Consider the following 26,285-nt stretch of genomic DNA (forward strand, 5'->3'; position numbering starts at 1 on the left):
GATGGCTTGAACGCTGAAGCATGAACAAGCCGCGTGAAACTCGATTTCACGCGGCTTTTTCGTTCCCGGGTTACAGCGGTTTCGACCACCCGGCCAGCTTCAGCCCCATCGCATCCAACCCTTGTAAAAGTGCCTTGATACCGCCATAGCGTTTGCCACTGACCGAAGGCCAGTTAGGGCGTTCGATGTAGTAGCGGCCGCCATCGTTTTGGATCAGGGTGCGGACGATTGAGTTGTTGCGGCTGCGGTGAACCAGAAACGTCATGCCGGGTTGAAGCTTCAAGGTGTACATACCTTGATGAGGTAACAGAGCTTCGATCTCTGTCATGGATTGTGCTATCCAGGGCGTTTCGACTTGCAGGCGCAAATCACCCCTGACCAGTGCGGTACGATCGAATATATCGTTGCTCATGGGCAGGATTTTCCCCGGATCGACTTCAATACCGTGGGAGGTTCCTTCGGCAACGTCTTCCACACGAATGCCGATGCCTTCTTCCAGTTCGCTGACGCCGGCAACGCCTTCGAAGGTGTTGGAGTGGGAGTTGCCCATCAGCGCCACCCATTTATGCGCGCCCCGAACCGCCTGGTCGGTACGAATGATTGATCTGGCGAAATAGTTCATCATTTTCTGACGCGCCGTTTCGTCGATAAAGCGTTCCTGGTCCGGGACGATGTCCATGCCGTTGAGTCTGTAACTGGCCATGCAGTCAATGGCTTGCACATGAATACCCTGTTTCCCGGCTTCCTTGACCAGGCCGAGGAACGTATCGCGTTCAAGCGGATCGGTCATGTTCCCGGTATCGAGCACTTTCAGGTAACGCTCCAGTTCTTTTGACATGACCCCGGTTTGCCCGAAGGAGTCCAGTGCCGCCTGATGAAAGTCGGTCAGCAAATGTTCCATGTAGAGGGTTTTCACATTTCTGCGGGCCAGCAGTGCCATGTTATCGATCAGCCATTGTTTACTGCCGATTCCGTCATGGCTCTCGCCGATGACCAGACCTCGGGCATGGTCGAAAATCTTTTCGATAATTTCCTCGGCTGTGGCGTTGGGGTTCAATTGAGGAATGGGAGGCCGCTCGGGCAGGTTGAGGTCGGCATAGAAACGTATGGCATCACGATAAAGACGCTTTCTGATGGCTTTGAAGTCTCTATGGGCATCGACGTCATCAAGGCTGTCGTAGGCATCTCGCAGCGCATCATCGTCTGACCCGGCAGCGCCGTCCTCCAGGTGCGGTTTCAACTGAGGGGGAACGTCATATTCCGAGGCGGGCAGCGGTACCGTCGGTGCGCGGTTGGGCTCCCGTGCCGTGCTCGTGCCGGCAGTGGCGGGCGTCTTGCCACCGCCCTTGAGCCCGTTGCGCGACACTATTTGCCATTTCCCTTCCTCGTTCAGGCGTACCGGAATCGAATCCCTGAAGCTGTGCGGGTTTTCCGGATCGATGATCGCCCAGTGACCTGTGCCATTGAGATCACTCTCATAGCGAACGTAGTAAGCGAGGTCGTCCATCATGATGGCGGTTGAAGGGTTGGCATTGAGCTGGAAGATACCCTGGAATTTCCCCGGCCCGGCACCAGGTGTTTCGCCTTCGAGCAGTTCATTGGCTTGCCAGTGATCGGGCACCATGGGGCTTTGCCGGGTTTCTGGCAGTGTGGGTGTGAGTTCTTCAATCAGTGACGCTTCACCGGTTACTGCGGCGGCGGGGTTGGGGGCATTCGCTTCCATCAGCTCGGCCATTTCCTTCGCCTCGGCAGCGTTAACTTCGGCGCCGATGTCTTCCAGTGCGCCCGGGCCTTTAATGACAAGCAGATTGAACAGCACATCAATGCCGCTGAGCACTGCGCCGAGGATGCCGGCCTTGCGTTCTTCGGCGGTATTACCGTTAACCGCTTGATCAATGTTCAGGCCCAGGTTGGCGATGCTGGCGCCGATCACCGGCAGTGCGACGGGCCAGCCGACAACCGCCATCGGGCCGAACACTTTCACACCGGCGCTGAGGTAACCGATCCAGAGTTTTTTGCGTAGATCGCCATCGGAGGTCAGCGAAAGTCGGGCTTCAGTGAACATCGCATCTTTGGTCGAGTCGCGTAGCCAATTGAAGGCATCGCCGGTAATGGCCTGGTTTTTTGGGTTGATCAGGTGATGGTCGTACTTGCCCCAGGTGCTGACCAGCCGGTTCATGATAGCGGTGATGTTCTCGGCGATATCCTGTCGATCAGCCAGGGAAAAATGCGCCATGAATGTTTGGCGAGCGTCTTCTTTGTTCATCCGCAGCAGCATCCAGTAGTGCATGTCCGTTGCGGTTTCCAGCACCTGAAAGGCATCGGCTTCACCGGGCAGATACACAATTTGCCGGCCCTTGGGGACGATGAAGCGAAGAATATGGGTGGATGTGTATTGGTCGACATCCAGGGTCCGAACGCTGTCAGAACAGGGATGTCGGGCCTGCAACAACTGCAGGTTGACCGGCCAGGTGATCGGGCCGATGACGGCAGTGGTGATGAACTGGAAATCCTCGTCGCTCAACTGGCGTTTGTCCCGTGCCTCCACGGCTTTGCCGAGGAAGCTGCACTTGGCCAGGGTGCGGAAATCAGTGCCCGAATCATTCCAGAAGGCGGTCAGTCGGTCGGTGTACAGCGAACTGAAATCAATGCTCCAGAAATCCTTCAGTACCTCGTTGCCATGCAGGCGTACTTCATTGGTTTCATCGAACGTGCCGGCGTTCGGGCCGGCAGTGTAGAAGCCTGCATACACGTCGAGCAGATCGGCGTTGTCCTGGTCGGCAACCCGAAAACGGTGGATCACCAGTTGTGTCAGGGTCATGGAAGATGTCGGCGTGGCCTTGGCATGCTCCCAACCGGTGAAGGCTTTCGAACTGCTTTGGGAGGCGTCGAAACGATGGAAGTACACCCGATCCGGATCGAGATCGGTGATGCCATATTTCTTCAGCAGATCGCTGGCGACCTCGTGAGCCGTGTCTTGCAGACTGGGGCAGGTCTGGATGAGGCGGGTGGCGATCGCCTTGAGCGCGGCCTTGTCGGCGGCATTGGGCAGTGGACGTATTTCGGTCGGGGTCATGCTCTCTATCCTTGAGAAACGGGCGTCGAGGATGACCCGTTCGCTCAAGGACTGTGCACTACATAGTTATGCCCATTGGGATTCAGTACCGTGTAGCGTCAGCGCCGCGCCACATCCGAAAAGTAGAACTTATCCAACGTATGCCGCGACTCGGTGTACTCGAACTGCCGGCCATCGTGCAAAAACGTCTGGTTACTGACCACGATCACATGGCTCTGGCCATCGAGGTCCAGGTGTTGCTGGTCGTCCTTGCTGCGGGGCACCGCTTCAATGGTGCGCTGGGCGTAGGCGATTTGCAGTTGCAGGGTTTGCTCGATGAAGGCGTAGATCGAGTGCTCGGCGATGTCGCGGGACAAGCCGGGAATCACGTCGCTGACGAAATGGTTGATGTCCAGAATCACCCGTTTGCCGTCGATCCGGCGCACGCGTTTGATCCGCGTGATCAGGCTGCCTTGTTCGGCCTTGATGTGTTCGAGCAGTGGACCTTCGAGGGGGATTTGTGTGAACTCGACCACCTCGGTGCTGACGTCGTTGCCCAGTCGCGGGTAGGTTTCCTGGAAACTGACGATGCCGCCGAGCTGAAACTCGATCGGGTTGGTCGACAGCACAAAGGTGCCTTTGCCGTGGATTTTCTGGGCGAAGCCGCGCTCCTGCAATTGCTCGATGGCCTTGCGCACGGTGCCGCGGCTGGCCTGGTAGCTGTCCATCAGTTCGGTTTCGGACGGCAATCGGGCGCCGCGTTCCAGACGTTCGGTCGTGATGCTGGCAAGCAGATCGCTGTAGATCTGGTTGTATTTACTCATGGGGATGGCTCTGTGCCGCGCTGTGCTCAAGGTTTTGAACCTTAAGGGCAGGGTAGGGGTTTGTCCATGCGGGTTTAGGTTTCTTCGACTTTTGAGGTAGGAAATATCGCCGCTTGTCGGGTTCAGGATAAACAAAATCAAACTCGTCTGTACGAGTTGTTGCAATAACTCGTACAGACGAGTACTTTTCGCTTCGGCGTGCTGCCAATAACAAAAAACTACAGCGGAAGAACAAGCATGAGCCACGACTATCCGAACATCGCCTCCGAGCTGCTGCACAGCCTCGGCGGCAGCGATAACCTCGAGCAGGCCGCGCATTGCGTCACACGCTTGCGCCTGGCCCTCAAGGACCCGAGCCTGGTGAACAGCGCCACGCTGAACCAGATCGATCTGGTCAAAGGTTCGTTCTATACCGGTGGCCTGTTCCAGGTAGTCATCGGCCCCGGCGAAGTGGAAAAGGTCTACGCCGAGCTGCGCCGGCAAACCGGTCTCGCCGCCTCGACCATCGCCGACGTCAAACAGAAAAGCGCGGACAAGATCCATCCGATGCAGCGATTGGTGCGGGTGTTTTCGGACGTATTCATGCCGATCCTTCCGGCGCTGATCATTGCCGGCCTGCTGATGGGCATCAACAACCTGATCGGCGCCAAGGGCATGTTCATCGAGGGCAAGACCCTGCTGGACGCCTACCCCAAGCTTGACGGGCTCTGGAGCCTGATCAACCTGATGGCCAACACCTCGTTCGTGTTTCTCCCGGCACTGGTGGGCTGGTCGGCGGCCAAGCGCTTTGGCGGCAGCGAAATCCTCGGCATCGTGCTCGGCCTGATGCTGGTGCACCCGGATCTGCTCAATGCCTGGAACTACGGCAAAGCGGTGGCTGGGCTTGAAGGGCAGAGCCTGCCGTACTTCGACATCCTGGGTATGTTTCAGATCGAGAAGGTCGGTTATCAGGGGCAAATCCTGCCGATCCTGATGGCGGCCTATGTGATGAGCGTCATCGAAAAGTGGCTGCGGGCGCGGGTGCCTAATGCGGTGCAATTGTTGGTGGTGCCGATCACCACCATCGTCGTCACCGGCGTGCTGGCGCTGGCGGTGATTGGCCCGGTGACCCGTCATCTGGGGATTCTCATCACCGAAGGCGTGGTCACCCTGTTCGACCTGGCACCCATGATCGGCGGCGCTATTTTCGGCCTGCTCTACGCACCGCTGGTGATCACCGGCATGCACCACATGTTTCTCGCGGTGGACTTGCAACTGATCTCGACCCAGGGCGGCACCTTCATCTGGCCGATGATTGTCATGTCCAACGTCGCCCAAGGCAGCGCGGCACTGGCGGTGTTCTACATGACCCGCAGTGTGCGGGACAAAAGCATGGCCTCGACGTCGGCGATTTCCGCTTACTTCGGCATCACTGAACCGGCGATGTTCGGGGTCAACCTGCGCTACAAATTTCCGTTTTATGCGGCCCTGATCGGCTCGGCGCTGGGCAGCATTTTCCTGTCGATGAACAAGGTCCAGGCTTCGGCGATCGGCGTTGGCGGGTTGCCCGGTTTCATCTCGATCATTCCGCAATTCATTCCGATGTTCGTGGTCGGGATGGTGATTGCCATGGTCGTGCCGTTTGTTCTGACCTGCGGTTTGAGCATGAGGATTGTCCGGCCCGGGTATCGGGTCGCCTGACAGATCGCATTCGCGGGCAAGCCTCGCTCCTACATTGCAAAACCCTGTAGGAGCGAGGCTTGCCCGCGAAGAGGCCCCAAGGCCAGTACAAAACTTACTGAAGGAATCCCGCCATGCAAGATTGGCAACGTTCGGTGATCTACCAGATCTACCCGAAGAGTTTTCACAGCCACGCCGGCAACCCCACGGGGGATTTGCTCGGCGTCGTGGCCAAGCTCGACTACCTGCACTGGCTGGGTGTCGATTGCCTGTGGATCACGCCGTTCCTGCGTTCGCCCCAGCGCGACAACGGTTACGACATCAGCGATTACTACGCCATCGATCCCAGCTACGGGACCATGGCCGACTGCGAGTTGCTGATCGCCGAGGCCGGCAAGCGCGGGATCAAATTGATGCTCGACATCGTGGTCAACCACACTTCGATCGAACACACCTGGTTCCAGCAGGCCCGCAGCAGCCTCGACAACCCTTACCGCGATTTCTACATCTGGCGTGACCAGCCGAACAATTGGGAATCCAAATTCGGCGGTTCCGCCTGGGAGTACGAGGCCCAGACCGGTCAGTATTACCTGCACCTGTTCGACCACACGCAGGCCGACCTGAACTGGGACAACCCCCAGGTGCGCGCCGAAGTGTTCAAGATGATGCGTTTCTGGCGCGACAAAGGTGTGGGCGGGTTCCGGCTTGACGTGATCAATCTGATTTCCAAACCGGCGGATTTCCCTGAGGACAACAGCGACGGTCGACGCTTCTACACCGATGGCCCAAACGTTCACGATTACTTGCAGCAGATGCACCGCGAAGTGTTCGAAGGCCATGACCTGATCAACGTCGGCGAGATGTCGTCTACCAGCCTGGAACACTGCATTCGTTATTCGCGGCCAGAGTCGAAAGAACTGTCGATGACCTTCAACTTTCATCACTTGAAAGTTGATTACCCGAACCTGCAGAAGTGGGTCCGCGCTGATTTCGATTTCCTCGCACTCAAGCGCATCCTCTCCGACTGGCAGACCGGCATGCAGGCCGGCGGCGGCTGGAACGCGCTGTTCTGGTGTAACCACGACCAGCCGCGTGTGGTCTCGCGTTTTGGTCACGATGGCGAACATCGGGTGGTGTCGGCGAAGATGCTCGGCACGGCGCTGCATTTTTTGCAGGGCACGCCGTTCGTGTATCAAGGCGAAGAACTGGGCATGACCAATCCGGGCTTCGATCACATCGATCAATACCGCGACGTCGAAACCCTGAACATCTTCCGGCTCAAGCGTGAAGCCGGTAGCAGCGACGCCGATAACATGGCGGCGATCATGCAGAAGTCCCGGGACAACGGTCGTACGCCGATGCACTGGAACGCTGAGCCGAACGCCGGTTTCAGCGCTGCCGAACCCTGGATCGGTGTACCGGCCAACGCGGCGCAGATCAACGTCGCGCAGCAACTCGACGATCCGGATTCCGTGTTGCATCACTACCGTCAGCTGATTGCCTTGCGCCGCAGTGAAACGTTGATGTCCGACGGTGTTTACCGGCAGTTATTGCCTGAGCACACACGAATCTGGGCCTACGTGCGCGAAGGTCATGGCGAGCGTTTGCTGGTGCTGAACAACTTCTATGGCACGCCGTGCGAAGTCGAATTGCCGCCAGAGGCGATCAGTGAAGCGATGACGCAACGCCTGGTCATCAGCAACTACCCGGAGAGTCCGCATCGAAGCCGACAGGTCTTTTTGCGGCCTTATGAATCGTTCGCTCTGCACCTGAGCGACCACTAACGCTTAACCAATAAAACACCGTTTAAAAAGCACACGCAGAACACTGCGCGGGGGAGTTTTGCGCGCCGATTTTTGCTGCATCACACAATAAAAATAATGAGGTGGTTTTTGAAAACAACAATAAATCGCAGCCTTGTAGCGGCGGGCGTGTGCCTGGCGTTACCGTTATCGGCCCATGCGCTGGAATTCGCCGGCTATGTGCGTAGCGGTGTCGGCACCTCGGTCAACAGCAGTTCCCAGTCATGTTTTCAATTGCCGGGCGCGCAGTCGAAATACCGGTTGGGTAACGAATGCGAACAGTATGCGGAGCTGGAGTTGCGTCAGGATCTGTTCACCCTGGACGACGGCTCGGTACTCAGTGTCGATGGCATGGCTTCGCTGTATAACCAGTACGACCGCAGCCTGACGTTCAACGGTGACAACGGCTCAGTGCGCATGCCGCAGCTGTATGCGCAATGGTCGAACATGCCCAGCCTCAACGGCGGCTCGCTGTGGGCCGGTCGGCGTTACTACAAACGTAACGATATCCACATTTCCGACTTCTACTACTGGAATCAGAGCGCCACCGGTGGCGGTATCGAAGATGTGCTGATCGGCGATCTGAAGTACAGCTACGCCTTCTCGCGCAAGGACAACCTGTACCAGAAGGACTACATCAACCGTCACGATTTCAACGTCGCCGGCTTCAACACCAACCCTGGCGGTGAGCTGGAGTTCGGCCTGAGCTACATCGACAAACCCGACAGCCGCGACGCTCATCGCGGTTGGGCGATCACCACCCAGCATGTGCAGAAGGGCTTTCTGGGTGGCAAGAATAAACTGGCCTTTCAGTACGGCGAAGGCCCCGGCACCGGGTTGGGCTATACCGGTAACGTGAGGCTGGACGACAGTAGTAAAAGCTATCGCGTGGTGGAGTTCTTCGACTGGCAAGTGACGCCGCGTTTCGGCGGGCAAGTCGAAGCGGTCTACCAGAAAGACATTCGCCCGGACGGCGCCGACCAGAACTGGATCTCCCTGGGTATTCGTCCGGCGTATGCGATCACCGAGCAGTTCAAACTGGTGACCGAACTGGGACACGATCAGGTTGAAGCCACAGGTGGGACGCGCAAGCTGAGCAAGTTCACCTTCGCCCCGACCTGGTCGCCCAAGGGCCCGGAATTCTGGGCGCGCCCCGAGGTGCGTCTGTATTACACCTATGCCAGCTGGAACGAGGCGGCCAAACGGGCGGCCAATGAACTGGCGGCGGGTTCGGCGTTGTCCGACACCGGCGCCTTCGGCACGGCGCGACACGGTTCGAACGTCGGATTGCAGGTCGAGTATTGGTGGAAATAAGCGATGCTGTCGGAGCCTCGCGCTCCATCAGCACTTCAAAGAACAAAACAGCAGGTGACGTCATGGCCACACCCCAACAATTGCAACTGCTGGCACCCTTGTCCGGCGTGCTGATGCCGCTGGATCAGGTGCCCGATCAGGTGTTTTCCAGTCGCGTGATCGGCGACGGTCTGTGCATCGATCCGACTTCGCAAACCTTGTGCGCACCGCTGGCCGGCGTGATCAGCAATGTGCAGGCCAGTGGGCACGCCGTCAGCATCACCAACGACCATGGCGTGCAGGTGTTGATGCACATTGGCCTCGACACCGTGAACCTGGCGGGAAAGGGTTTCACCCGATTGGTGGAAGAAGGTCAGCGCGTAGTGGTGGGGCAGGCACTGATCGAATTCGACGCCGATTACATCGCCTTGCACGCCCGCAGTTTGTTGACCTTGATGCTGGTGGTCAGCGGCGAGCCGTTCACCTGGCTGACGCCCGAAACGGGTGGGGTGGAAAGTGGTCAGCCGCTGCTGAGTCTGCATTCATCTGAAGGGGCGGCCGATGAAGGGATTGCGCAGGAGGGCGAAGCGCTGTTTTCCAAACCGGTGACGCTGCCCAACATCAACGGTTTGCATGCTCGCCCCGCAGCCGTGTTTGCCCAGGCGGCGAAAGGCTTTGCGGCGAGCATTTGCCTGCATAAACAGCAGAGCAGTGCGAACGCCAAATCCCTGGTGGAGATCATGGCGTTGCAGACCGCCCATGGTGACGTCCTGCAGGTCAGCGCGGCGGGCGCGGATGCCGAAGTGGCGATCAAGACGCTGGCCGAATTGCTGGCCGCCGGTTGTGGAGAAACCGTGACGGTGATGGCAGAGGTTGCGCCAGTTGCCGCGCAGGCCTCATCGCTAACGGTGCTGCGCGGCGTCTGTGCATCGCCGGGGTCGGCGTTTGGCCAGGTGGTGCAGATTGCCGAGCAGACTCTCGAGGTGAGCGAGTCAGGCGTCAGCCCTCAGGTTGAGCGCGAGCAACTGTCCCGAGCGCTGGCTGAGGCGGTTCTGGCCTTGCAGCAGTTGCGAGACAAGGCCACGGGTGACGCCCAGGCAGACATCTTCAAGGCTCATCAGGAACTGCTCGAAGACCCTGGCCTGCTGGATCAGGCTCTGGCACTGATCGATGCAGGCAAAAGCGCCGGTTTCGCCTGGCGTGCGGCCATCGAGTCGACGGCCACCTTGTTCAAAAAACTGGGCAATGCCTTGCTGGCCGAACGGGCCGCGGATTTGGCTGACGTCGGTCAACGGGTACTCAAGCTGATTCTCGGTGTAGAAGATCGTGCAATGGAGTTGCCGGACGGGGCGATTCTGATTGCCGAGCAACTGACGCCCTCCCAAACGGCTGGTCTGGACACGCACAAGGTATTGGGGTTCGCGACAGTCGGCGGTGGTGCCACCAGCCACGTGGCAATTCTCGCGCGGGCCTTTGGTTTACCGGCGATCTGCGGCTTGCCGGTTCAGGTGCTGACACTGATCAATGGCACCCGGGTATTGCTCGATGCCGACAAGGGCGAGCTGCAGCTGGATCCTGATCTGGCCGCCATCGAGCAGTTGCAAGCCAATCGTCAACTGCAGAAGAAACGCCAGCAATACGAGCTAGAAAATGCAGGATTGGCGGCCCGTACCCGAGATGGGCATCACGTTGAAATCACCGCCAATATCGCGTCCCTGGCCGAAGCCGAACAGGCCATGGCGCTGGGCGGCGAGGGCGTCGGTCTGCTGCGTTCGGAGTTTCTTTATCTGGACCGCAACCACGCGCCGAGCCATCACGAACAGGCCTCCACCTACAGCGCCATTGCCCGCGCCCTTGGGCCGGCGCGCAATCTAGTGGTTCGAACCCTGGATGTCGGCGGTGACAAACCCTTGGCCTATGTGCCGATGGAGCGCGAAACCAACCCGTTCCTGGGCATGCGCGGCATTCGTTTGTGCCTGGAGCGTCCGCAACTGTTGCGCGATCAGTTCAAGGCGATTTTGAGCAGCGCCGGGCTGGCTCGCCTGCACATCATGCTGCCGATGGTCACGCAATTGTCGGAACTGCGGCTGGCTCGCCAACTGCTGGAAGAAGAAGCGCTGGCATTAGGCCTGACTGAACTGCCGAAGCTGGGGATCATGATCGAAGTACCGGCTGCGGCGCTGATGGCTGACCTGTTTGCGCCCGAAGTGGATTTCTTCTCCATCGGCACCAACGACCTGACCCAGTACACCCTGGCCATGGACCGCGATCACCCACGGCTGGCCAGTCAGGCCGACAGTTTTCATCCGTCGGTATTGCGCTTGATCGCCACCACCGTGAAAGCCGCCCATGCCCATGGCAAATGGGTCGGAGTATGCGGCGCCCTGGCTTCGGAAAAGCTGGCGGTGCCGCTGTTGCTGGGGCTTGGGGTGGATGAGTTGTCGGTGAGCGTGCCGTTGATTCCGGCGATCAAGGCGGCGGTTCGCGAAGTCGACCTGCTGGACTGCCAAGCCATCGCCCAGCAAGTGCTGGGGCTGGAAAGTGCCGAACAAGTGCGCGAGGCATTGCGGCTGCACCACGAGGCCACGGTCGATACTTCACTGGTTCTGGAGAACTGAGCATGTTCGAGAAAATGCAGCGAGCGTTCTGGAAAGCGTTGACGCCGGACCTGGTGGTGGACGAGCCGAAAATGGAGACTCAGCCTGTTGGCGGTTTGGCCGCGAACATCGTCGCCGCGCTTGGCGGAATGGATAACCTCAAGTCGCAACAGCCCGTGGCGCTGACCCGGGTGCGGGTGGAATTGCGGGATGTGGCGCGGATGGATCGGCAGGCTTTGGCGACGGCAGGGGTGCCGGGGGTGATGATGCTGGAGGATGGGGTGATGCATCTGATCATCGGTATTCGGCCATAATTCTGTGGTGAAAGGGATTACCTGTGGCGAGGGGGCTTGCCCCCGTTCGACTGCGCAGCAGTCGCCAAACCAAACACCACGGTATGTCTGACAAAACCGAATGATCGTTCCCACGCTCCGCGTAGGAATGCCTCAAGGGACGCTCCGCGTTCCAGCCACCGCCGCTGTCGAGCCAGACACCGATGTGACGCAGAGCGTCACGGGCTGCATTCCCACGCAGAGCGTGGGAACGATCATTCAGCAACTTTAGTCCGAAGGCCGTTTTCGTAGGGTGGATCGGGGTGAAGACTTTTCATTTTTAGACCTCTGGTAGAAGCGGAGCTACCATCGGCCTTCCTACAGGCTTGGGTGGCAGCTATACGCGGGGTAGGAATATCGAGACCAGAGAACTCGACCACACCGAAGCGTGCCCGCGCACAGCCGCCGCAACTGATCTTACGGACACACGTGATGGCCGCAATTCAGGTGTCGACGCCAAAGCGTCCTCTCTAGTCTTGAAGGGTTCCTACACCCCACCACTGAATTTTCAGTGACCACCAGAGACTATCGATGGAGCGCATTTCCAGAAATTTCACCGTCCTGTAAGACCGCCTTCGCGGGCAAGCCTCGCTCCTACGGAATCGAGGCAGACCGCTAAATATGGGAACGACCTTAATCCTGTAGGAGCGAGGCTTGCCCGCGATTGAGCGCGAAGCGGTCATAAAATCTATCTGCCTCAGAGATAACAGGCCTTATCTGGGGCAGAAAATCAGGCGCGGGGACTTTGCGGGGGATGGATCAGGAAAGAAGTCGGGAAAGGTGGAAATGACTGTAGGGCGATTCTCTGATTAGCGGCGACTACGTCACGTTCAGCGAAACGACCCTAAACCCTGCAATCGCATTGCATCTGATACATCGCGCTGGATGGTTTAACGACTGCTTCGCAGCCGAACGGGGGCAAGCCCCCTCGCCACAGGGTTTCATTTCAGCGCATTGCCAGACGGGCTTTGACTGTGACCATCCGCCGCGCTGCCCTTACTGTTTCTCAACCGCAGGTGTATCGTATTCGCCTTTTGCAGGCCCCTTGCCTGTGGCTGATACGTGAGGTAGTTGAGTTCATGTCCTTTACCCGTCGACAAATACTCGGTGGCCTGGCCGGTCTTGTGGTGGTTGGCGTGGGGGCCGGGGGCGCGTCGCGTTACTGGCTGGGCAAAATGGCCGATGCTGACGCCGGCCACGACTACGAGCTGATCGCCGCTCCGCTGGACGTCGAGCTGGTGGCCGGGCACAAGACGCCGGCCTGGGCGTTCGGCCCATCGGCACCGGGCACTGAGTTGCGCGTGCGTCAGGGCGAATGGTTGCGGGTGCGCTTCATCAATCATCTGCCGGTGGCGACCACCATTCACTGGCACGGTATTCGTCTGCCGCTGGAGATGGACGGCGTGCCGTATGTCTCGCAATTGCCGGTGCTGCCGGGCGAGTACTTCGACTATAAATTCCGCGTACCCGACGCCGGCAGCTACTGGTATCACCCGCACGTGAACAGCAGCGAAGAACTCGGTCGGGGACTGGTCGGCCCGCTGATCATCGAAGAGCGCGAGCCCACCGGTTTCAAATACGAAAAAACCTTGAGTCTCAAGAGCTGGCACGTCGATGAAGAGGGCGCTTTCGTCGCGTTCAGCATTCCTCGCGAAGCAGCCCGTGGCGGCACGGCGGGGGGCTTGTCGACCATCAACGGCATCGCGCAAGCGGTGATCGACCTGCCTGCCGGGCAAATCACCCGCGTGCGCCTGCTCAACCTCGACAATACGCTGACGTACCGCCTCAACATCCCCGGCGTCGAAGCGCAGATCTACGCGCTGGACGGTAATCCGATTGAACCGCGCCCCTTGGGCAAGGAATACTGGCTGGGGCCTGGCATGCGCATTTGCCTGGCGATCAAGGCACCGCCGGCCGGCGAGGAACTGTCCCTGCGCAATGGCCCGGTCCGCCTGGGCACCTTCCGTTCAGTGGCCAATACCGATGCGCCGACCGAATGGCCGCCGGCGCTGCCCGCCAACCCGGTGGCCGAGCCGGACCTGGCCAATGCCGAGAAACTCAACTTCAATTTTGAATGGGTGGGTTCGGTGTCGGTCAATGTCGAAAACGGCAAGCCGCCAAGCCTGTGGCAGATCAACGGCAAGGCCTGGGACATCACCGACAAGACCTGCGCCGATCGGCCGATTGCCAAGCTCGAAAAGGGCAAAAGCTATATTTTCGAATTGAAAAACATGACTCAGTACCAGCACCCGATCCACCTGCACGGCATGAGTTTTAAAGTCATTGCCTCGAACCGGCACAAGGTCATCCCGTACTTCACCGACACCTATCTGTTGGGCAAGAACGAGCGTGCGCAAGTGGCGCTGGTGGCGGATAACCCTGGGGTCTGGATGTTCCACTGCCATGTGATCGACCACATGGAAACCGGCCTGATGGCCGCCATCGAGGTGGCGTGATGCGTCAGATTCGCCCCGCAGCGATTATCGACCGCAGCCGTGATCGTGATTTCATGCGCGAAGCCCTGGCCCTGGCCGCTCAAGGCGCGGCGCTGGGTGAAGTGCCGGTGGGCGCGGTGCTGGTACAGGACGGTGAGATCATCGGGCGCGGGTTCAATTGCCCGATCAGCGGCAACGACCCCAGCGCCCACGCCGAGATGGTCGCGATCCGCGCCGCCGCCCAGGCCGCCAGCAACTATCGCCTGCCGGGTAGCACGCTCTACGTGACACTGGAGCCGTGCAGCATGTGCGCCGGGCTGATCGTGCATTCACGGATTGCGCGGGTGGTGTATGGCGCGCTGGAGCCCAAGGCCGGGATTGTGCAAAGCCAGGGGCAGTTCTTTACCCAAGGCTTTTTGAATCATCGGGTGTTGTATGAAGGAGGGGTGTTGGCGGAGGAGTGTGGCGCGGTGTTGAGTGAATTTTTCAAGGCTCGCCGAGCAAAACCTTTAGAGTAAACACTGATACCTGTGGGAGCGGGCTTGCCCGCGATAGCAGGGGTTCAGTCGACATCAATGTTTGATTTGCCGACGCCATCGCGGGCAAGCCCGCTCCCACAGGTTTATTGGGTGTTTGGGAGATCGGGGTTTCACTTGCGGGCGACGATGACGGCGCGCATCGGCGCCGGCAGCCCTTCGATGGTTTTGCTGTGATCCTGCGGATCAAGGAAATCGCTCAACGACTGATACTTCATCCACTCCGTCCCGCGTTGTTCCTCGATCGTAGTCACGCTCACATCCACGCAACGTACGTCGCTGAAGCCGGCGCGGCGCAGCCACAGTTCCAGTGCCGGCACCGATGGCAGGAACCACACGTTACGCATCTGCGCGTAGCGGTCTTCCGGCACCAGCACTTGTTGTTGATCGCCTTCGATCACCAGCGTTTCCAGCACCAGTTCACCGCCCTTGACCAGGCAATCTTTCAGCGCCAGCAAATGCTCGATCGGCGAGCGGCGGTGATAGAACACGCCCATGGAAAATACGGTGTCGAAGCCTTCCAGATTGGGGGGAAGATCCTCAAAGGGAAACGGCAAGTGCCAGGCGTTGGGCTCGGACAGGTAACGTTGCACCGCCTGGAACTGGCAGAAGAACAGCCAGTTGGGGTCGACGCCGATCACGCTGTCGGCCCCGGCGCCGAGCATGCGCCACATGTAATAACCGTTGCCGCAGCCGACATCGAGGATGCGTTTGCCCTTCAGATCCAGATGCGGCGCAACCCGCGACCACTTCCAGTCCGAGCGCCATTCGGTGTCGACATGCACGCCGAACAGGTCGAACGGGCCTTTGCGCCAGGGCGACAGCCCCATCAGAGCGGTGCGCATTTGTGCGCGGGTCTCGACGTCGCAATCGGTGTCCAGTTTCAGGCCGTTCAACAAATCGATTTCGCTAGGCTGAATCTTCGGCAACGCGTCCAGCGCGCTCTGCCAGCGTTCCAGGTCGCCGTGACCTTTTTCCATTTTCTTGTCGAGTTGTGCTTGCAGGGTGTTGGCCCATTCGGCCAGCGGAGTACCGGCCAGGCGGCGGGCAAGGGGGGACAGATCAATCATGGCAAGGCAATCAACGAGGCAAAGTTAAGACACTGGAACCACGGCACGACTTTCGAGAACCCGGCGGCCAGCAGGCGTTCACGGTGTTCTTCGAGGCTGTCGGGCTTCATGACGTTTTCGATGGCGCTGCGCTTCTGGGCAATTTCCAGTTCGCTGTAGCCGTTGGCGCGTTTGAAGGCCACGTGCAGGTCGGTGAGCAGCGCGTGTTCTTCAGGATCGTTGAAGCGCAGCTTCTCCGAAAGGATCAGCGCGCCCCCGGGCAACAACGACTGGCGGATACGCGAGAGCAACGCAGTGCGCTGGTCGGGGGCTATGAATTGCAGAGTGAAGTTCAGCGCCACCACTGAGGCTGGCTGGAACTCGAGCGCAAGGATGTCGCCTTCGATCACTTCCACCGGCAGCAACTCCTGGAACATCGAGTCCTGGCCGTTGAGGTACTCGCGGCAACGCTCGACCATGGCGGCGGAATTATCCACAGCGATGACGCGGCAGCCGTCGGTGCGCACGTGACGGCGCAGGGCCTGGGTCACCGCGCCCAGCGAAGAGCCCAGGTCGTAGAGCACGCTGTTGGGCTGGGCGAACTGCGCGGCGAGCACGCCGAGGTTTTCCACGATGGTCGGATACCCCGGCACCGAGCGCTTGATCATATCCGGGAACACCCGCACCACGTCCTCGTTAAAGGCGAAGTCAGGCACCTGGGCCAAAGGCTGGGCGAAAAGGCGATCGGATTCTTTGCTCACGGCGGTTCCAGCGGCATGGGTGGAAAAGGCTGGCATTTTAGCCAAATTGACGGGGGGATGCTTGGGTTGTCGGATAAAGCGCTGTGGTGAGGCCTGCCAACCATCATTACCGAGGTAGTGATGGATGGCAGGCCTGCGTTGGCTATTTCTTTTGCTATTTGAGGCTTGTCACACCATGAAGGTCGAATGCGCTTTCAATATTAATAATGCGGCCACCATTGAAGACATCTTCAGCCTCAATATTCGCACGGCCCGCGTAGTGTGCGTTCGCGGGATCAAAATCTACATGCAGGGTGGCGGCGAGAGTGACATAGAGGCTGCTACTTGATGACGCAATCACTTGCATCTGGCGCACTTCATCATGCTCTTTGAATACATAGTCGCCATTTTTGATATCGGGAGCCAGGCCGATGCTGATTGTGCGTATTGGGCTGTCGAAGCTGTCCTGTATCCCATGGATTTCTATCGACGGCTGAAGGGTCACAGATACGTCTTTAGCGTCGAAGTTCGGTTCGTCATTAACCGTGGCGGTGAATGTGCCCGTCGTAGCCCGATGTGTTTTTTCTGTGTGTGGAGTCGCTGTGCTCATGATCAGTCCCTGAGTGCCCGGTAGGCTTTATTGCCTGCTGGATTACAAGGGACTTTATGAGCGATGAAACAGGTTCGCTACTGTCAGGAATGACAGTTGTTTAGACCGTTTTCTAATAGCCAGGCAGAGCTACGCAGTCAGTACGTTGTGCCTGGGGGCCTGAGGATTAGCGACCTCTACAAGACTTCTGAGGAAACGCCGACGCCGCAATCCCCCATTGCCCCAGCCAGTAACTGAGGATGATCACATAAGGTGCTGCGTTGAACGGTGATACAAACCGGTTGATGCCAATCACACTGTCAGAAAACACAAACGCCACCGCGCCCGCTGCCGCCAGCAGCGCCGAGCGTTTGGGCACGTCGGTGCCGAGCCGGGCGAGGGCGCGCCAGAGCATGGCGCTGATGGCCAGCCCGTAGACGATCACCGGGATCAGCAACGGTCCCAAACCATTGGAAATCAGAATCCCCAGTAGCACCGCGCCCACGCTCAACGCGAGCATCAACGGCAACAGCGCCAAACGCCGGCAATCGCTCAAATAAGCCTTCAGGTACGCCAGATGCGCGACCAAAAACGCCCCAAGGCCAAACACGAACAAATCCCCCGGCCATGCCAGTAACACGTCGCCGATCAGGGAGAAAATCAAACCCAGGCTGATCCAGCGCCGGTAGTCACTGGGCGGTGCGTCGTGCAACCAGCCGAGCAGGGCCAGCACCGGCAACGGTTTGACCAGCAGGCAAAGCAGCGTGGCATGCACGCTCAGGCCATACAGAAAGGTCACTGCGCCCATCAGCGCCAGAATCAGCCAACCCATGATCAGTTAACCGCGATGGCGCAGTCGAAGGTTTTTACCGCCGGCACTTCGGGTGCCCACGGTTGTGAATAGGTCAGTCGCAAACGACCGGTGCCGGTGGCAAAGGCCTGGAAACGCCAGGTCGAAAGGCCGGCGCTGCCGACCACCCCTGCGTCTTCCGGATTGCTGTAAACCTCGGGGCTGAGCGCGCGCAACACACCACCGGCCGAATCCTGAATTGTCCAGCGGTAACCCGTGGTGGGGTTGCTGGGCAGGGTCAGGATCAAGTGTTGGCCGTTGTTCAGTTGCACCGGGCATTCGCTTTGTTTTTCCACGGTCACGTTGTGTTTCGATTGCGTGGCGCAACCGCTCAGCAGGGCGAGGACGAGCGGGATAAACAGGCGGGTAGGGGACATGAGTCAGCGGCTCCGGCATTCACGACGAACGGCGAGCATAACTGAAGATGAGACAAAGTGTGACAATCCGGGAATGGGGGGATGATCGTTCCCACGCAGAGCGTGGGAACGATCAGTTACGGGGGTTAGAACAATATCTTCGCCACATCCGCAAAGCGCTTGGCGAAGTGCACGCTGATCCCTTCCTTCAGATAGTCCGGCAGCTCTTCAAAACTGCCACGGTTTGCCTCCGGCAAGATCAACTCGAAAATCTTCTGTCGCCGTGCCGCGATGACTTTCTCGCGCACCCCGCCAATCGGCAGGACATGCCCGGTCAGCGTCAGTTCGCCAGTCATGGCCACCGCTTTTTTCGGTGGCTGGTTGCGAGCCAGGGACAGCAGGGCGCTGGCCATGGTCACGCCAGCGCTCGGGCCGTCTTTCGGCGTGGCGCCTTCCGGTACGTGGAGATGGACGAAGGCTTCGTCGAAGAATGTCGGATCACCGCCAAATTGCTTCAGATGGGAGCTGACGTAGCTGTAGGCAATTTCTGCCGACTCTTTCATCACGTCCCCCAGTTGCCCGGTGAGTTTGAAGCCCCGGTTGAGGGTATGAATGCGCGTGGCTTCGATCGGCAGGGTCGCGCCACCCATGCTGGTCCAGGCCAGCCCGGTGATCACGCCGATGCCGGACAGCACTTGTTCGTTGCGAAACACCGGTCGACCGAGTGAGGCTTCCAGGTCTTTCGGCCCGAGCTTGATCACCGCTTTCGGTTCGTCAATCAGCTTCATCACGGCTTTGCGCACCAGTTTGCCGAGGTTTTTTTCCAGCTGCCGCACCCCGGCTTCACGGGCGTAGCCGTCGATCAAGGCTTTCAATGCGTTGTCGCTGATGCTCAGGCTACCCTTGGACACGCCCGCTTTCTCAAGCTGTTTCGGCCACAGGTGACGCTTGGCGATGGCGACTTTCTCTTCGGTGATGTAGCCCGACAGACGAATCACTTCCATCCGGTCCAGCAACGGGCCGGGAATCGAATCCAGGGTGTTGGCGGTGCAGACGAACAGCACTTTCGACAGGTCCAGGCGCAAATCCAGGTAGTGGTCGAGGAATTCGACGTTCTGTTCCGGGTCGAGGGTTTCCAGCAGCGCCGAGGCCGGATCGCCCTGGAAGCTCTGGCCCATTTTGTCGATCTCGTCGAGCATGATCACCGGGTTCATCACTTCGACGTCTTTCAACGCGTGGACCAGCTTGCCCGGTTGCGCGCCGATGTAAGTGCGGCGATGGCCCTTGATCTCCGCTTCGTCGCGCATGCCGCCGACGCTGAAGCGATAGAACGGCCGGCCCAGGGTTTCAGCGATGGACTTGCCGACGCTGGTCTTGCCCACGCCCGGCGGGCCGACCAGCAACACGATGGAGCCGCTGATCTCGCCTTTATAGGCGCCGACCGCGAGGAATTCGAGGATGCGGTCCTTGATGTCATCAAGGCCGGCGTGGTGTTTGTCCAGTACCTTGCGCGCGTGTTTGAGGTCGAGTTTGTCCTCGCCGTATACGCCCCAGGGCACCGAGGTCGCCCAATCGATGTAATTGCGGGTTACCGCGTATTCCGGTGAGCCGGTCTCCAGGATCGACAGCTTGTTCATTTCCTCTTCGATGCGTTTCTGCGCCTGAGGCGGCAACACCTTGCCCGTCAGGCGTTGCTCGAACTGTTCGATGTCGGCGCTGCGATCATCCTTGGTCAGCCCTAGCTCTTGCTGGATGACCTTGAGCTGTTCCTTGAGGAAGAACTCGCGCTGATGCTCGCCGATCTTGCGGTTCACTTCGGCGGAGATTTCTTTTTGCAGGCGCGCGACTTCGACTTCCTTGCGCAGCATCGGCAGGACTTTTTCCATGCGCTTGAGCATCGGCACGCAGTCGAGCACTTCTTGCAGTTCGCTGCCAGTGGCCGAGGTCAGGGCGGCGGCGAAGTCGGTCAACGGTGATGGATCGTTGGGGCTGAAGCGGTTGAGGTAGTTTTTCAGCTCTTCGCTGTACAGCGGGTTGAGCGGCAGCAGTTCTTTGATCGCGTTGATCAGCGCCATGCCGTAGGCCTTGACCTCATCGGTCGGCTCGGTGGGCTGGTGCGGGTATTCGACTTCCACCAGGTATGGCGGGCGATGGTGTTTGAGCCAGGTTTTGATGCGCACCCGGGTCAGGCCCTGGGCGACGAATTGCAGTTTGCCGTTTTCGCGACTGGCGTGGTGGACTTTGACCAGGGTGCCGTATTCCGGCAGGGCTTTGGTATTGAAATGGCGCGGGTCTTCCTGGGGCGAGTCCATGAAGAACAGGGCCAGGGAATGGTGGTCGGATTGGCTCACCAGTTCGAGGGTCTCGGCCCAAGGCTCTTCGTTGACGATCACCGGCAATACTTGCGCCGGGAAGAAGGGCCGGTTATGGATCGGGATGATATAGGCCTTGTCTGGCAGGTTCTGGCCAGGCAGGGCGAGACCTTTGCCAATGGAGTGGTGTTGAACGTTGTCTGTTTCGGCGTATTCGCTCGTGTCTTCGGGGAATTCTTGCTGGTCGGTCATGAGGCACCTGCGCAATGGGGTATGGGTCTTAGATGGGGCAGGTGGGGGGTGGTTTCAATGGGGCAGGATATTTCAGCATGTGTGTTCAGCGCCCACAGGGGATGAATGACCTGAAGCAATCGAGCACAAAAAAGGCGACCCCCTCACAGGAGTCGCCTTTCCTTTAACTGCCGCTAGCGCTTATTCCGACAGCTTGTACGCAATCACATAGTCACCCTGTTTGGTGCCCAGCGATCCGTGACCGCCCGCAACAACCAGCACGTATTGCTTGCCGTCTTTGCCGGTGTAGGTCATCGGTGTGGTTTGCGCGCCTGCTGGCAGGCGGCCTTCCCACAATTGCTTGCCGTTCTTCACGTCGTAGGCGCGCAGGTACTGGTCGAGGGTGCCGCTCAGGAAGGCCACGCCACTGGCAGTGGTGAAGGCTCCGCCCAGGCTCGGTACGCCCATGCTCAGAGGGATCGGAACCGGCGAGCTGTCGCGCACGGTGCCGTTCTTGTGCATCCAGATGGTTTTGTTGGTGGTCAAATCGACCGCCGCCACGTAACCCCAGGCCGGTGCCTGGCACGGCAGGCCCATTGGCGACAGCAGGGCTTCGAGGATCACCCCGTAAGGCGCGCCTTTGTTGGGCTGCACGCCTTCGGTTTCGCTGACGCGAGGGCCTTGTTTGGCGATTTCGGCGGCCGGAATCAGTTTCGATTTGAACGCCATGAAGCTAGGGTTCACAAACGCAATCTGACGCACCGGATCGACGGAAATGCCGCCCCAGTCGAACACGCCGAAGTTACCGGGATAAACGATCGAGCCTTGCAGCGACGGCGGGGTAAACATGCCGTCGTAGCGCAGGGATTTGAAGTCGATCCGGCACAGCATCTGATCGAACGGGGTCACGCCCCACATGTCGCGTTCCTTGAGGGTCGGCGGCACGAAGTTCAGGTCAGACATCGGTTGGGTCGGCGAAGTGTAGTCGCCTTCCACTGCGCCTTGCGGCACCGGGATTTCCTTGATCGGCACAATCGGCTGGCCATTGCTGCGGTCCAGCACATAGATGCTGCCTTGCTTGGTGGACGCGAGCACTGCCGGCTTCACACCGTCTGCGGTTTTCAGGTCCATCAGGGTTGGCTGGCCACCGACGTCCATGTCCCACAGGTCGTGGTGGGTGAACTGGAAGTGCCAACGCACTTTGCCGGTGGCGATGTCCAGCGCGGTCAGGCCAGCGGCGTGCAGTTCCGATTCAGGGGTGCGCGCGCCACCGAACTGATCCGGAGTCTGATTGCCCATCGGCAGATAGATCATGCCGAGTTTTTCATCGACGCTGAAGATCGACCACATGTTCGGCGAGTTGCGGGTGTAGACCTTGCCTTCGGCAATCGGTGTGGTGTCGTCCGGGTTGCCGCTGTCCCAGTTCCACACCAGTTTGCCGGTGTGCACGTCGAACGCGCGGATCACGCCGCTTGGTTCGTCGATGGAAACGTTGTCGGTCACGTGGCCGCCAATCACCACCAGGTCTTTGGTGACCGCCGGTGGCGAAGTGGAGTAATAACCGCCGGCGGTGAATTCACCGATGTTGGTCGTCAGGTCAACCTGGCCACCGTTGCCGAAGTCTTCGCACATTTTGCCGGTGTCGGCGTTCAGGGCGATCAGGCGGGTGTCGGCGGTCGGCAGGAAGATCCGGCGCGGGCAGACACTGGCCACTGGCGCGTTGGCAGTGCCGGTAGGGCTTTGCTCGGACGCATAGACGGCGTCATCGTGATAGGTCACGCCACGGCAAGTCATGTGTGCCCAACCCTTGAAGTTCGCCGCGTTTTGCGTGGAGAGCTTCGGATCGAAACGCCAGAGTTCCTTGCCGGTGTCCGGGTCCAGCGCGATCACCTGGCTGTGCGGCGTGCACACATAGAGCATGCCGTTGGCTTTGAGCGGGGTGTTTTCGGCGGTGGTTTCGCCCGGGTCGTTCGGCCCTGGCAGGTCGCCGGTGCGGTAGGTCCAGGCGGGCACCAGTTTGTTGACGTTCTGCGGGGTAATTTGCGCCAGTGGCGAATAGCGATCGCCATGGGCGCTGCGGCCGTAGGAGTTCCAGTCGCCATCAGGCATGGCCGGGGCGGTGTTGCTCATGCCAGGCACGGCGTCACGGTCCAGTTCGCCTTTGATTTCACCGGGGTTGGTGAACAGGCTGGCCAGCGCGGCGATACCGGCGATGACCACGGCAGCGCTCAGTAAACCGGTGCCGATCGGGTTGAATTGGCCGGTACGCAATGGGCGACGAAACCATGGCAGCAGCATGACGATACCGAGGGCAAAGAGCAGCGCCAGACGTGGCACCAATTGCCACCAGTCCAGGCCAACTTCCCACAATGCCCAGACCGTACTGGCGAACAGCACCACCGCGTACAGGCTCAGCGCCACATAACGGTCGGCAAGCAGCAGCCCCCCGGTCAGCATCAGGCCGATACCGGCCAGCAGGTAATACAGCGAGCCGCCGAGCATGCTCAGTTTGACCCCCCCGGCCAGCAAGGCCAGGCCCATTAGCAGAAGCACGATACCGAGCAGGCTCGGCAGCAGACGGCTTCGACTGAAAGCACCATCAGCGCTCATAGTGTGGTTCTCCGTGACGTTTTAAGTAAGCCCGCGCCAGTTCACTGTAGATGACGATCTGGTGCGGGCAGGGTTCATATAAAAAACGGTTGGACGCCGCATCTCTTGTAGGAGCGAGGCTTGCCCGCGAAGACGGATTAACATTCATCAAAAGATGCTGATTAATAGATCGCCTTCGCGGGCAAGCCTCGCTCCTACAAGGGTTTGTGGTGATTCTTAGAACGATGACTGGATCTTGATCCCGCCAATCAGCGCGTCGTCGACTTTGTCCACGCCACCGGGGTGACGGATGTATTGCAGGTTCGGGCGCACGGTCAGCCAGTTCGTGACGTGCACGCCGTAGTAGAGCTCGCTGCTGTATTCGGTGTCTTGCGGCGGCAGGAACGAGGGGTCGTCGTAGTCGAAGACGGCGTGGGCCTGATTGGTGGCCTGGGCGTTCTTGCGAAAGGCCGGGTTGACGTGAACACGGGCCAGGGCAAAACCGATGTCGTCCCTGGCGCGGGCATCGAACAAGCCTTTGTAGACGACGCCGGCCTGGACGTAGTTATCGATGGCGTTGGTCTTTTTGTCGTGCATCGTGCCGTTGGCGAACACGCTCAAGCCCCGTGAGTGATCACTGGCGCGGCTGGTCAATTGCTGCTGAATACCGAGCCACACACCGTGCTTGCTCGATGCGCTGCGATAAGCCTCGCCAGTCAAGGCCGCTGGCTGGCCGTTGCTGTCCTTGTAGACATCGCTGGCCTTGGCGTTGCTGTAGTAATAACCGGCACGGTATTCACCTGGCAGGCCATTGAATTTTGGAGTCCAGACCAGTTCCACCGGCAGGATCGCGCCCTGGGTGCCGCTGCCGCTGAGTTTGAAGCCGTTGTCGCGATCCAGGTTGGACGGGTTTTGCTCGTAAGCCCCGACTTGCGCATAGAACTCTGGCGTCAGGTGATATTTGACGCGCATCGCCCACTGGCTGACCGGCCAGTTGTACCAGATGTCCCCAGCCCAGTTGCCGACCTGGGAGCCGCAGAACGCCAGGTTCTGGAAGTCGCAGGGGAAGCTGTTGAAGTCTTCGCCCTCGCCGAAGCGGCCAACTTTGATATCGAGCTTGTGATCGAAGAATTTCTGCTGATACCACATCTGTGTCAGACGCCAGGTCTGGCCGCGGCCCCAGACTTCCTGAGCCGAGGTAAAACCGCCGACCCGCGGATCGTTGATCCGATCGTTACTGATGTTATTGCCATTGCGCTCGGTGATGGTCAGCTGAAATTCAGCGTCGTCCCAGCCGAGAATCTTCTGCAAGTCCAGATGAGTGCCAAAACCGAACTGATCGCTGTAGCGAGCGGTGCGGTCATGGTCATAGCCGCCGTGCAGGTTGCTGCCCATTTCACCGGTGTAATCGACCTTGAAGTCGTAGCCCTTTTGCGAAAGTTCGGTGCGCGTACCGTTCCAGTCGCCGAGCATCCACGGCGAATCGCTATCGAAGGCCGGCGCAGCCTGGATGCAAGAGGCGAAGCCCAACGCGGTGAATCCGCCCATCAGGTTCAGGGCTTTTCGACTGGCCACAGGGGATAAGACAGCGCTGTCTCGCGGAGTTTGAAAATCAGGCATAGAGAAGAAATTCTTGGTCTTTTTTCTAAAAGGAGTGAACTGAATGAAGCAGGGGAGAAGCGTTTCAGCTGGACGGGCGTAAGGATAATGTTCTGTTACACATAGAGAAAGGGGTTTTACTGACATGGATCATTTCGGATTTGGTAATAGTGTGCAGAAAAGAGTCTGTGGTCGCTCGAACATTCACGGGTGTAGGCGCTTCCCCTGCAGGCGCTGGCGAAGGCTGCGATCTTTTCAAGGTCACCTACATTTAACACAGAGCCAACAGATAGCTTCCCCCCAACGAAGCCCTCGGCTAAGGTGCGCGGCTTCCAATTCCCACTCGCTCGAAGGCCCGGCATGACCGAACAGAACACCAACCCGCTGCACGGCGTGACGCTGGAGCAGATCCTCAACACCCTGGTCGAACACTACCAATGGTCAGGGCTGGCCGAGCGCATCGATATCCGCTGCTTCAAGAGTGACCCGAGCATCAAGTCGAGCCTGACATTCCTGCGCAAAACCCCATGGGCGCGGGAGAAGGTCGAGCGCTTGTACGTGAAGCTGATGCGCACCAAGCGACCGGTCTGAGCATGGTCAAACCTTCGGCGCCAGGTGCTGCCGCGAGGCGTCGTTGTGTTGCCGTGGCGGCGATTCTGGGCTGGGCGGGTCTGAGCATTCAGCTGTACCTGATTCTTTATTTGCGCTGGAGTGTTGCGGCCAGTCTGCTGGGTGGGCTGGTGAGTTTTTTCAGTTTCTTCACCGTGCTGACCAACACGTTGGTGGCGGTGGTGCTGACCTGTGAACTGACGTCCCGAGAATCGGCGGCGCGGCGCTGGTTTTTGCAGCCCTGGGTGAGCAGCGGGATTGCGGTGAGCATCGCCGTGGTCGGCGTGGCGTACAGCCTGTTGTTGCGCCACTTGTGGCATCCGGAAGGCTGGCAATGGCTGGCCGATGAGCTGATGCACGACGTCATGCCGCTGCTGTTTCTGGTTTATTGGTGGTGCTGTGTGCCCAAAGGTACGTTGCGCCTGCGGCACATTGCGCTGTGGGTGACCTATCCGCTGGTGTACTTCGGCTATGCGTTATGGCGCGGGCATCTGCTGGCGGTTTATCCGTATCCGTTCATTGATGTGGACAAACTGGGTTATGCACAGGTGTTTGTGAATGCCGGGGGATTGTTGGCGGGGTTTGTGCTGATTGCAGTGTTGGTGGTCGGGCTGGACCGGTGGCGCATGGATCGGCAGTGAACAACGCCACTGACTGTGGCGAGCTTGCTTGGATTGGGGACAGGGTGCCTTGTGGCGAGGGGGCTTGCCCCCGTTGCGCCGCGAAGCGGTGCTTAAGCCTGCAACCGATTTTTCTGGTGCACCGTGTTTGCTGATTTTGTGACTGCTACGCAGCCGAACGGGGGCAAGCCCCCTCGCCACATTTGGG

The 26,285-nt window shown here is 59.2% G+C and carries 19 protein-coding genes; 9 read left to right on the plus strand and 10 right to left on the minus strand.

The features are described 5' to 3' along the window. Nucleotides 1-70 precede the first annotated feature (70 nt). Both FHW68_RS22940 and treR read right to left on the minus strand, forming a co-directional pair. Complete coding sequence (locus FHW68_RS22940; RefSeq protein WP_183683225.1) at nucleotides 71-3,076, minus strand: membrane-targeted effector domain-containing toxin; 3,006 nt, start codon at nucleotides 3,074-3,076, stop codon at nucleotides 71-73. A 98-nt stretch (nucleotides 3,077-3,174) separates the two neighbouring features. Next, nucleotides 3,175-3,879, minus strand: coding sequence for a trehalose operon repressor (gene treR, locus FHW68_RS22945; RefSeq protein WP_183683227.1), 705 nt, complete (start codon nucleotides 3,877-3,879; stop codon nucleotides 3,175-3,177). 237 nt (nucleotides 3,880-4,116) lie between these two features. Between treR and treP the strand changes: the two genes are divergently transcribed. The 7 genes from treP (at nucleotide 4,117) to tadA (ending at nucleotide 14,515) form a co-directional block, all read left to right on the plus strand. Then, nucleotides 4,117-5,559 (plus strand): PTS system trehalose-specific EIIBC component, encoded by a 1,443-nt coding sequence (gene treP / locus FHW68_RS22950; protein ID WP_095632435.1) that lies wholly within the window; start codon nucleotides 4,117-4,119, stop codon nucleotides 5,557-5,559. A 113-nt stretch (nucleotides 5,560-5,672) separates the two neighbouring features. Next, a complete protein-coding gene (gene treC, locus FHW68_RS22955) occupies nucleotides 5,673-7,322 on the plus strand; it encodes an alpha,alpha-phosphotrehalase (RefSeq protein WP_183683229.1) in 1,650 nt (549 codons plus the stop codon). Nucleotides 7,323-7,430: 108 nt separating this feature from the next. Next, the gene (locus tag FHW68_RS22960; RefSeq protein ID WP_183683231.1) at nucleotides 7,431-8,654 is read left to right on the plus strand and encodes a carbohydrate porin; all 1,224 of its coding nucleotides are present in this window, start codon (nucleotides 7,431-7,433) and stop codon (nucleotides 8,652-8,654) included. 62 nt (nucleotides 8,655-8,716) lie between these two features. Next, nucleotides 8,717-11,251, plus strand: a complete 2,535-nt coding sequence (gene ptsP, locus FHW68_RS22965) for a phosphoenolpyruvate--protein phosphotransferase (RefSeq protein ID WP_183683233.1) — start codon at nucleotides 8,717-8,719, stop codon at nucleotides 11,249-11,251. A gap of 2 nt (nucleotides 11,252-11,253) precedes the next feature. Next, nucleotides 11,254-11,544: a PTS transporter subunit EIIB gene (locus FHW68_RS22970; protein WP_183683235.1), complete on the plus strand. Its 291-nt coding sequence runs from the start codon at nucleotides 11,254-11,256 to the stop codon at nucleotides 11,542-11,544. 1,097 nt (nucleotides 11,545-12,641) lie between these two features. Continuing rightward, nucleotides 12,642-14,018 carry a multicopper oxidase family protein gene (locus FHW68_RS22975; RefSeq protein WP_183683237.1) on the plus strand — a complete coding sequence of 459 codons (1,377 nt, stop codon included), beginning with the start codon at nucleotides 12,642-12,644 and terminating at the stop codon, nucleotides 14,016-14,018. Then, complete coding sequence (gene tadA, locus FHW68_RS22980) at nucleotides 14,018-14,515, plus strand: tRNA adenosine(34) deaminase TadA (RefSeq protein ID WP_183683239.1); 498 nt, start codon at nucleotides 14,018-14,020, stop codon at nucleotides 14,513-14,515. Before FHW68_RS22975 ends, tadA begins: the two co-directional genes overlap by 1 nt. Nucleotides 14,516-14,646: 131 nt before the next feature. On the opposite strand, the gene cmoB is transcribed toward tadA, so the two are convergent. The 8 genes from cmoB to FHW68_RS23020 form a co-directional block, all read right to left on the minus strand. Further along, nucleotides 14,647-15,603, minus strand: a complete 957-nt coding sequence (gene cmoB, locus FHW68_RS22985) for a tRNA 5-methoxyuridine(34)/uridine 5-oxyacetic acid(34) synthase CmoB (protein ID WP_183683241.1) — start codon at nucleotides 15,601-15,603, stop codon at nucleotides 14,647-14,649. Next, nucleotides 15,600-16,379 carry a carboxy-S-adenosyl-L-methionine synthase CmoA gene (cmoA, locus tag FHW68_RS22990; protein ID WP_183683242.1) on the minus strand — a complete coding sequence of 260 codons (780 nt, stop codon included), beginning with the start codon at nucleotides 16,377-16,379 and terminating at the stop codon, nucleotides 15,600-15,602. The genes cmoB and cmoA overlap by 4 nt, the downstream gene beginning before the upstream one ends. A 118-nt stretch (nucleotides 16,380-16,497) precedes the next feature. Continuing rightward, complete coding sequence (locus tag FHW68_RS22995; protein ID WP_183683245.1) at nucleotides 16,498-16,932, minus strand: hypothetical protein; 435 nt, start codon at nucleotides 16,930-16,932, stop codon at nucleotides 16,498-16,500. Between the two features lie 166 nt (nucleotides 16,933-17,098). Then, entirely contained in the window at nucleotides 17,099-17,743 is a 645-nt protein-coding gene (locus tag FHW68_RS23000; RefSeq protein WP_183683247.1) for a lysoplasmalogenase, read from the minus strand. Between the two features lie 2 nt (nucleotides 17,744-17,745). Continuing rightward, on the minus strand, nucleotides 17,746-18,138 hold the full coding sequence (locus FHW68_RS23005) for a protease inhibitor I42 family protein (protein WP_095631351.1): 393 nt from the start codon (nucleotides 18,136-18,138) through the stop codon (nucleotides 17,746-17,748). A gap of 125 nt (nucleotides 18,139-18,263) precedes the next feature. Continuing rightward, nucleotides 18,264-20,681, minus strand: a complete 2,418-nt coding sequence (gene lon / locus FHW68_RS23010) for an endopeptidase La (protein WP_221217247.1) — start codon at nucleotides 20,679-20,681, stop codon at nucleotides 18,264-18,266. Nucleotides 20,682-20,861: 180 nt separating this feature from the next. After that, entirely contained in the window at nucleotides 20,862-23,270 is a 2,409-nt protein-coding gene (locus FHW68_RS23015) for a glucose/quinate/shikimate family membrane-bound PQQ-dependent dehydrogenase (protein WP_183683249.1), read from the minus strand. 216 nt (nucleotides 23,271-23,486) lie between these two features. Then, nucleotides 23,487-24,869 (minus strand): carbohydrate porin, encoded by a 1,383-nt coding sequence (locus FHW68_RS23020; protein ID WP_183683250.1) that lies wholly within the window; start codon nucleotides 24,867-24,869, stop codon nucleotides 23,487-23,489. A gap of 339 nt (nucleotides 24,870-25,208) precedes the next feature. On the opposite strand from FHW68_RS23020, the gene FHW68_RS23025 reads away from it, so the two are divergent. Both FHW68_RS23025 and FHW68_RS23030 read left to right on the plus strand, forming a co-directional pair. Then, nucleotides 25,209-25,439 carry a VF530 family DNA-binding protein gene (locus FHW68_RS23025; protein ID WP_095631355.1) on the plus strand — a complete coding sequence of 77 codons (231 nt, stop codon included), beginning with the start codon at nucleotides 25,209-25,211 and terminating at the stop codon, nucleotides 25,437-25,439. A 2-nt stretch (nucleotides 25,440-25,441) separates the two neighbouring features. Further along, nucleotides 25,442-26,098, plus strand: a complete 657-nt coding sequence (locus FHW68_RS23030; RefSeq protein WP_183683252.1) for a Pr6Pr family membrane protein — start codon at nucleotides 25,442-25,444, stop codon at nucleotides 26,096-26,098. The last annotated feature ends 187 nt before the right edge of the window (nucleotides 26,099-26,285 follow it).

The sequence above is a fragment of the Pseudomonas sp. Tn43 genome, from assembly GCF_014192635.1.
In the GTDB taxonomy this organism is placed as follows: Bacteria; Pseudomonadota; Gammaproteobacteria; order Pseudomonadales; family Pseudomonadaceae; genus Aquipseudomonas.

Bases quoted from the DNA above. Each gene is read 5' to 3' on its own strand.
- FHW68_RS22940 (WP_183683225.1), bottom strand. From the start codon at position 3,076: ATGACCCCGACCGAAATACGTCCACTGCCCAATGCCGCCGACAAGGCC.
- treR (WP_183683227.1), bottom strand. From the start codon at position 3,879: ATGAGTAAATACAACCAGATCTACAGCGATCTGCTTGCCAGCATCACG.
- treP (WP_095632435.1), top strand. From the start codon at position 4,117: ATGAGCCACGACTATCCGAACATCGCCTCCGAGCTGCTGCACAGCCTC.
- treC (WP_183683229.1), top strand. From the start codon at position 5,673: ATGCAAGATTGGCAACGTTCGGTGATCTACCAGATCTACCCGAAGAGT.
- ptsP (WP_183683233.1), top strand. From the start codon at position 8,717: ATGGCCACACCCCAACAATTGCAACTGCTGGCACCCTTGTCCGGCGTG.
- FHW68_RS22970 (WP_183683235.1), top strand. From the start codon at position 11,254: ATGTTCGAGAAAATGCAGCGAGCGTTCTGGAAAGCGTTGACGCCGGAC.
- FHW68_RS22975 (WP_183683237.1), top strand. From the start codon at position 12,642: ATGTCCTTTACCCGTCGACAAATACTCGGTGGCCTGGCCGGTCTTGTG.
- tadA (WP_183683239.1), top strand. From the start codon at position 14,018: ATGCGTCAGATTCGCCCCGCAGCGATTATCGACCGCAGCCGTGATCGT.
- cmoB (WP_183683241.1), bottom strand. From the start codon at position 15,603: ATGATTGATCTGTCCCCCCTTGCCCGCCGCCTGGCCGGTACTCCGCTG.
- cmoA (WP_183683242.1), bottom strand. From the start codon at position 16,379: ATGCCAGCCTTTTCCACCCATGCCGCTGGAACCGCCGTGAGCAAAGAA.
- FHW68_RS22995 (WP_183683245.1), bottom strand. From the start codon at position 16,932: ATGAGCACAGCGACTCCACACACAGAAAAAACACATCGGGCTACGACG.
- FHW68_RS23000 (WP_183683247.1), bottom strand. From the start codon at position 17,743: ATGGGTTGGCTGATTCTGGCGCTGATGGGCGCAGTGACCTTTCTGTAT.
- FHW68_RS23005 (WP_095631351.1), bottom strand. From the start codon at position 18,138: ATGTCCCCTACCCGCCTGTTTATCCCGCTCGTCCTCGCCCTGCTGAGC.
- lon (WP_221217247.1), bottom strand. From the start codon at position 20,681: ATGACCGACCAGCAAGAATTCCCCGAAGACACGAGCGAATACGCCGAA.
- FHW68_RS23015 (WP_183683249.1), bottom strand. From the start codon at position 23,270: ATGAGCGCTGATGGTGCTTTCAGTCGAAGCCGTCTGCTGCCGAGCCTG.
- FHW68_RS23020 (WP_183683250.1), bottom strand. From the start codon at position 24,869: ATGCCTGATTTTCAAACTCCGCGAGACAGCGCTGTCTTATCCCCTGTG.
- FHW68_RS23025 (WP_095631355.1), top strand. From the start codon at position 25,209: ATGACCGAACAGAACACCAACCCGCTGCACGGCGTGACGCTGGAGCAG.
- FHW68_RS23030 (WP_183683252.1), top strand. From the start codon at position 25,442: ATGGTCAAACCTTCGGCGCCAGGTGCTGCCGCGAGGCGTCGTTGTGTT.